This window comes from Kineococcus rugosus (assembly GCF_050871975.1).
Taxonomy (GTDB): Bacteria; Actinomycetota; Actinomycetes; order Actinomycetales; family Kineococcaceae; genus Kineococcus.
The window spans coordinates 1-6440 of the sequence record NZ_JBJLSJ010000073.1; the positions used below are offsets into that span (position 1 = coordinate 1).

The window sequence follows — 6440 nt, forward strand, 5'->3', positions numbered from 1 at the left end:
CCCCGGCGCGCGCGGGAGTTGGACGACGAGTTCTTCTATAAGTACGAACCTGGCGGACGCGAACGCGCCGGCCCGCGGGCCCCCCCCCCCGCCCCCCTCGGCGGCGACCGCGACGTGCAGGTGCGCGGCGACGGCCGCGGTGAGCGGGTCGCCGTCCACGACGGCGGCGTAGGCGGCGGTGAGGGCGCCCAGGGAGCAGCCCGCCCCGGTCGTGCGGGTCAGCAGCGCGTCCCCGCCGGGGACGCGGACGGTGCGGGTGGCGTCGACGACGACGTCCACCGCGCCGGAGACCGCGACGGCCCCGCCGGTGCGCGCCGCGAGGTCCCGGGCGGCGGCGACGGCGTCCTCGACGCCGTCCACGGCGTCCACCCCGCGCCCGCCCGCGCCGGCCCCGGCGAGGCCGAGGACCTCGGAGGCGTTGCCGCGCACCACGGCCGGGCGGTGCGCGAGCAGGTCGCGGGCGACGCGGGTGCGGAACTCCAGGCCGCCGACGGCGACGGGGTCCAGGACCCACGGGGTCCCGGCCCCCTGCGCGGACTGCGCGGCCAGGGCCATGGCGCGGGCCTTCTCCTCGTCGAGGGTCCCCACGTTGACCAGGACCGCGGAGGCGAGCGCCGCGAACGCGGCGGCCTCGTGGACGTTGTCGACCATCGCCGGGGCGGCCCCGACGGCCAGCAGCGCGTTCGCGGTGATCGTCTGGACGACGGAGTTCGTGAGGCACTGCACGAGCGGGGCGCGCTCGCCCAGCGCGGTGCGCGCCCGCGCGAGGTCGTCCGGAGGAACGGCAGCCATGCCGTGACATCCCTTCGTCAGCGTTACCTGAATCAGGTTCGACGGGTGTGATCTCAGCTGCGCGATCCGCGCGCAGCACCCCGTGTCGCGGCCGACAGTAGCACCGCGGGGTTTACCGGCGGCCGCAGCGGGTAGCGCCTCCGCATGAGCACTGACGAGCACGGTTCGAGCGGACCGGCCCGCCCCCGCACCACGGCGGGGCAGCACCTGTCGCTCGTCGTCGGGGTCCTGCTGGTCGTCCTGGGCGTGGCGGGTTTCGCGGTGTCCGGGTTCAGCGACTGGACCGGCGGCAGCCAGGAGCAGCAGGTCGTCGGGTTCTCGGTGAACCCGGCCTCCAGCGCGGTGCACCTCGTGCTGGGTCTGCTGGGGGTGCTGGCGCGCACGGGTGCGCGGCGGGCCCGCGGGTACGGGCTGCTCCTGTTCGTGGCGTGCGCCGCCCTGTTCGCCTACGGCCTGTCCAGCGAGGGCTCGGGCGACACCGCGCTGAACCTGGCCTGGCCGGTCACCACCCTGCACGGTGTCCTGGCGTTCGTCGGGTTGCTCATCGCGTTCGTGACGAAGCGGTCCCCGCGACCGCCGTCGACGGCCGAACTGGGCTGACCCCCCGGGGCTCCGGGGGGTCAGCCGGGTCAGCGCGGGGAGGTCAGCCCTCCCCGCCGTCGCGGGCGCCCGCCCACAGGTCGACCCCGGAGTCCACCGCGAACTCCTCGATGGCCTGCAGCTCGGCGTCGGTGAACTCGAGGTTCGCCACGGCGGCGACGTTGTCCTCGACCTGCTGCACCGAGCTCGCCCCGATGAGGGTGGTCGTGATGCGGCGGTCGCGCAGCGTCCAGCTCAGGGCGAGCTGCGCCAGCGTCTGGCCGCGCCCGGAGGCGATCTCCTGCAGGCCGCGGATGCGCCGCAGGGTCTCCTCGTTCAGGATGCTCGGGTCCAGCGACTTGCCTTGCGCCGCACGGGAGTCCTCGGGGATCCCGTGGAGGTAGCGGTTCGTCAGGAGCCCCTGCGCGAGGGCGGTGAACGGGATGCAGCCGACGCCCTCGGCCTCCAGGACGTCGAGCAGGCCGGACTCGATCCACCGGTTGAACATCGAGTACGAGGGCTGGTGGATGAGCAGCGGCGTCCCGAGGTCGCGCAGGATCCGCGCGGCCTGCAGCGTGCGCTCGGGGCCGTAGGAGGAGATCCCCACGTACAGCGCCTTGCCCGAGCGGACGATGGCGTCCAGCGCCCCCATCGTCTCCTCGAGCGGGGTGTCCGGGTCCGGGCGGTGGTGGTAGAAGATGTCGACGTACTCCAGGCCCATGCGCTGCAGGGACTGGTCCAGGGACGCGGTGAGGTACTTGCGGGAACCGCGGTCGCCGTAGGGGCCGGGCCACATGTCCCAGCCGGCCTTGGAGGAGATGACCAGCTCGTCGCGGTAGGGCTTGAAGTCCTCCCGGAACAGCCGGCCGAAGTTCGTCTCGGCCGCGCCGTACGGCGGGCCGTAGTTGTTCGCCAGGTCGAAGTGGGTGATGCCCAGGTCGAAGGCGCGGCGGGTGATGTCGCGCTGGGTCTGGAACGGCTTGTCGTCGCCGAAGTTGTGCCAGAAACCCAGCGAGAGCGCGGGGAGCTCGAGGCCGCTGCGTCCGCAACGGCGGTAGGGCATGGACTCGTACCGTCCAGCGTCTGCGGTGTAGGTCACGCGCCGATCCTGCCACGCCGGGCCGCGGCCGACGCGGGGGTCAGCGCAGGGCGACCGCCGCCCGGGCCAGTTCCTCGACCCGGCCGAAGTCGCGGCGGGCCAGGACGTCGGGCGGGGTGATCCAGCTGCCGCCGACGCACCCCACGTTCGCCAGGGCCAGGTAGCCGGGGGCGTTGGCCGGGGTGATCCCGCCCGTGGGGCAGAACCGCAGCTGCGGCAGCGGTGAGCGCAGCGCCGCGAGGTACGCCGCACCCCCGGCCTGCTCGGCGGGGAAGAACTTCAGCTCGTGCAGGCCCATCTCCAGCGCCAGCAGCGCCTCCGACGGGGTCGCCACCCCCGCCAGCAGCGGGACGTCGCGGCTGCGGGCGGCCTCCACGACGGCGCGGGTCGTGCCGGGGCTGACGAGGAACTGCGCCCCGGCGTCCACGGCGCGGGCGGCGTCCTCGGCGCAGGTGACGGTCCCGGCGCCGAGCAGGATCTCCGGGACCTCCGTCGCCACCGCCCGCACGGCGTCCAGGGCCGTCGTGGTGCGCAGGGTGAGCTCCACGACGCCGATCCCCCCGGCCAGCAGCGCCCGCGCCAGCGGGACCGCGGCCTGCGCGTCGTCGAGGACGACGACGGGGATGACGGGTGAGACGTCGAGCACGCTGGGTCCGGTCACGGGAACGCTCCTCCTCGAGGGTCCTCCCCGAGCCTACTGCGCGCCCCCGCGCCGGACCCCGCGCCGGACCTGCCGGCCCGGCCCCCTCAGGACCGCGCGCCGTCCCCGGCCAGCACCCCGAGGAAGTCGGCCAGGAACGCCTCCACGTCGACCTCCAGCACGACCCGGGTGTCCGGTGCCGGCTGACCCGGGCGGGTGGCCGGCTCGAAGGGGACCGGACCGCCCTCGGCGGTGCGCAGCAGGTGGGCCCGCCAGCGCTCCCCGTCGGGGACCAGGCCCACCGGGCCGTCCTCGAACCGCGTGATCCACTCCGGCACGACGAGCAGCGCCGCGGCCAGCCCGTCCCACGCCGGGGAGACCCGCCGGCCCCACACCTGCTGGTAGAAGTCCATGTAGGACTCCAGCAGCTGCGCGCTGAAGCGGCCCACCGCAGTGGGGCTGGCGTGCAGCCGCGCCACGGCGGCCTCGTCGACGATCGCGCCCGCGCCGACGTTGACCCCCACCGTCACCAGGCGGGTGCGCGGGGCCGCGAAGACGATCCGGGCCGCGGCGGCGTCGTTGGCGATGTTGGCGTCCACGATCTGCGCGACGCCCAGCGGCGGGAACGGCCCCGAGCCGCCCATGACGACCGTGGAGGCGAACTTCGTCAGCAGGTCGGGGTCCAGCTCGATCGCCGCGGCCACGTTCGTCATCGGCCCCAGGACGAGCAGGTGGTGCCGGCCCGGTTCGGTGGCGGCCAGGTGCACGAGCTGCTCGGCCGCGGTGCGGTCCTGGACCGGCACCTCGGGGCGGTCCCCGCCGAGGTCGCCGAGCCCGTCGTGGCCGTGGACGTAGGACGCGAAGTGCGCCGGGCGGCCGTCGATGGGCCCGGCGGCCCCCACCGCGACGGGGATGCCGCCCTCGCCGGCCGCCAGCCCCGCCACGGCCAGGACGGCGCCGACGTTCCGGGTGGCGTCCTGCACGGTGCAGTTGCCGTAGACGGCGGTGACGGCGGCGATCTCGACGTCGGGGCGGCCCGCCAGCCACAGCAGCGCCAGGGCGTCGTCGATGCCGGTGTCGGTGTCGACGACCACGCTGGTGGGACGAGTGGTCACGGGTTTCCTCCTGCGGGGACGGGGTTGCGGCGCACCCGGCGGGCGCGGACGAGGACGAGGACCACGAGGGTCACGAGGTAGGGGGCGGCGTCGGTGAGCTGCTGGGGCAGGCCGATGCCCTGCAGCCGGAAGCCCCACGCCTCGGCGGCCCCGAACAGCAGGCAGGCCAGCAGCACCCCGACGGGGCGGTTCACGGCCAGCATCACGGCGGCCACCGCGACCCAGCCGCGCCCGGCGGTCATGTTCTCGGTGAAGGCGGTGACGTTGCCGAGCGCGAGCTGGGCCCCGCCCAGCCCGCACAGCGCACCGGCCGCCAGGACGGTCAGCTGCTGGTAGCGCGAGACCGGGACCCCCAGCGAGGCCGCCGCGGCGGCGTGGTCGCCGACCCCGCGCAGCCGCAGCCCGGTGGGGGTGCGGGCCAGCCACCACGCCGCGAGCAGCGGCAGCAGCAGCGCGGCCGGCACCAGCACGCTCTGCCCGCCCAGCAGCCGCCCCAGGACCGGGACGCCCGCGAGCGCCGACAGGTCCGGCAGCCCGGCCAGGCCGGTGGGGGCGAAGGTGCCGCTGGCCCCCAGCACCGAGCGCAGCAGGAAGCCCGTCAGGCCCAGGGCGAGGAGGTTCAGCCCGACGGCGACGATGATCGGGTCGGCGTGCCAGCGGACCGACCCGACCGCGAGGACGCCGCTGAGGGCGGTGGTCGAGGCGAGCGCCGCCGCCAGGCCGTACCAGGGCGAACCGGTCCAGTGGCTGACGGCGACGGCCGCGAACGCGGCCCACAGCAGCTGGCCCTCCAGGGCCATGTTGAACACGCCGGCCCGCCCGCACAGCGCCCCGCCGAGGGCGGCGAGGGCGACGGGGGCGGTGGAGGCCAGCACGGCGGCCACGAAGGACAGGGACAGCAGCGAGGACAGCACGCGGCGTCAGCTCCGTTCCGGTGCGCGGCGGCGGGCGCGGCGGGCGGTGGCGGCCGCGGCGACGGTGCGCAGGGCCAGGACGAGGATGACGACGGCCTGCAGGACCTGCCCGAGCTGGCGGGGCAGGTCGATGTCGCGCTCCATGCCGCTGGAACCGACCTGCAGGACGGTGAACAGAGCGGCCGTCAGGGGCAGCAGCGCGGGCCGGCCCCCGGCCAGCAGGGCGGCCGCGACCCCGGCGAAGGTGTAGCCGGGGGCGGTCAGGGCGCCGTCGATGAACCGGAACGGCTGGGTCATCACGACGACGGCCCCGGCGAGCCCGGCGATGCCGCCGGCGCTCGCGAGCGCCCCGAGGGTGAGGCCGGGGACGGACACCCCGCCGTAGCGGGCGAAACCCCGGTTGGCGCCGACGGCGCGCAGCTCGAAGCCCAGGGACGTGCGGCCGTCGACGACGACCACGACGACGAGCACGAGGACGACGAGCAGCAGCCCGAGGTTGGTGTACTGCGTCCCCGGCAGCGCGGGCAGGTGGGCGGCGTCGGGGAACCGCGGGGTCTGCGGGATGCCGGACCCCTCGTCGGCCAGCGGGAACCGGACCAGGTAGGACGTGAGCGCGACGGCCGGGGTGCTCAGCAGGAGCGTGGAGATGATGACCGGCACCCGCGCGCGCGTCGTCAGCGGCGCGGACAGGGCGGCCAGCAGCGCCCCGGCCGCGACGGCGGCGAGCAGGCACGCGGGCAGCAGCAGCGGGGCGGGCAGCGGCAGGTGCAGCGCGACGACGGCGGCGGCGATCCCGCCGACGCACAGCTGGCCGTCGCCGCCGAGGTTGTACTCCCCCATCCGGGCCGGCAGCGCGAACGCGAGCGACATGGCGAGGATGGCGGTGAAGGCGGCGACGGAGAAGTCGACGCTGCTGACGCCGAGGGCCCCGCGGACCATCGCGTCGTAGCCGCGCAGCGGGTCGACCCCGGCGGACAGCATGACGACGGCGCCCACCAGCAGCGCGACGAGCACCGCCCCCACGGGCACGACCGCCTGCGGCGCGGCCAGCCGCAGGCGGGACACGACCCCGTTCACGCGGACATCGCCGCCCCCAGGTTCTCCTCGGTGGCCTCGGCGGCCGGCAGCTCGGCGGTGACGACGCCGTCGCGCACGACGACGACGCGGTCGGCCAGCGCCTGCAGCTCGCTGATCTCGTAGGAGACCAGCAGGACCGGGGGGGGGGGGGGGGGGGGGGGGGGGGGGTGGGGGGGGGGGGGGGGCGCGGGGGGGCGGGCGGGGGCGCCGGGGGGGGGGTGGTG

The 6440-nt window shown here is 76.1% G+C and carries 8 protein-coding genes and 1 riboswitch; of the genes, 1 reads left to right on the top strand and 7 read right to left on the bottom strand.

Going from position 1 to position 6440, the window contains the following annotated elements:
* The coding region (gene thiM / locus ACRYM6_RS22825) for a hydroxyethylthiazole kinase (RefSeq protein WP_432545184.1) at positions 1-792 on the bottom strand (792 nt) is incomplete at its 3' end.
* Positions 785-885: riboswitch (TPP riboswitch) on the bottom strand. Its footprint overlaps the gene before it by 8 nt.
* A gap of 51 nt (positions 886-936) precedes the next feature.
* On the opposite strand from thiM, the gene ACRYM6_RS22830 reads away from it, so the two are divergent.
* The gene (locus ACRYM6_RS22830) at positions 937-1392 is read left to right on the top strand and encodes a DUF4383 domain-containing protein (RefSeq protein WP_432545185.1); all 456 of its coding nucleotides are present in this window, start codon (positions 937-939) and stop codon (positions 1390-1392) included.
* Between the two features lie 43 nt (positions 1393-1435).
* Here the strand turns inward: ACRYM6_RS22830 and mgrA are convergent, their stop codons facing one another.
* The 6 genes from mgrA to ACRYM6_RS22860 all read right to left on the bottom strand — a co-directional run.
* The gene (gene mgrA, locus ACRYM6_RS22835; RefSeq protein WP_432545186.1) at positions 1436-2470 is read right to left on the bottom strand and encodes an L-glyceraldehyde 3-phosphate reductase; all 1035 of its coding nucleotides are present in this window, start codon (positions 2468-2470) and stop codon (positions 1436-1438) included.
* 40 nt (positions 2471-2510) lie between these two features.
* The gene (eda, locus tag ACRYM6_RS22840) at positions 2511-3131 is read right to left on the bottom strand and encodes a bifunctional 4-hydroxy-2-oxoglutarate aldolase/2-dehydro-3-deoxy-phosphogluconate aldolase (RefSeq protein WP_432545187.1); all 621 of its coding nucleotides are present in this window, start codon (positions 3129-3131) and stop codon (positions 2511-2513) included.
* 86 nt (positions 3132-3217) lie between these two features.
* On the bottom strand, positions 3218-4225 hold the full coding sequence (locus ACRYM6_RS22845) for a nucleoside hydrolase (protein ID WP_432545188.1): 1008 nt from the start codon (positions 4223-4225) through the stop codon (positions 3218-3220).
* Positions 4222-5139 carry an ABC transporter permease gene (locus tag ACRYM6_RS22850; protein WP_432545189.1) on the bottom strand — a complete coding sequence of 306 codons (918 nt, stop codon included), beginning with the start codon at positions 5137-5139 and terminating at the stop codon, positions 4222-4224. Before ACRYM6_RS22850 ends, ACRYM6_RS22845 begins: the two co-directional genes overlap by 4 nt.
* A gap of 6 nt (positions 5140-5145) precedes the next feature.
* Entirely contained in the window at positions 5146-6216 is a 1071-nt protein-coding gene (locus ACRYM6_RS22855; RefSeq protein ID WP_432545190.1) for an ABC transporter permease, read from the bottom strand.
* The coding region (locus ACRYM6_RS22860; protein ID WP_432545191.1) for a hypothetical protein at positions 6213-6440 on the bottom strand (228 nt) is incomplete at its 5' end. The genes ACRYM6_RS22860 and ACRYM6_RS22855, both read right to left, overlap by 4 nt.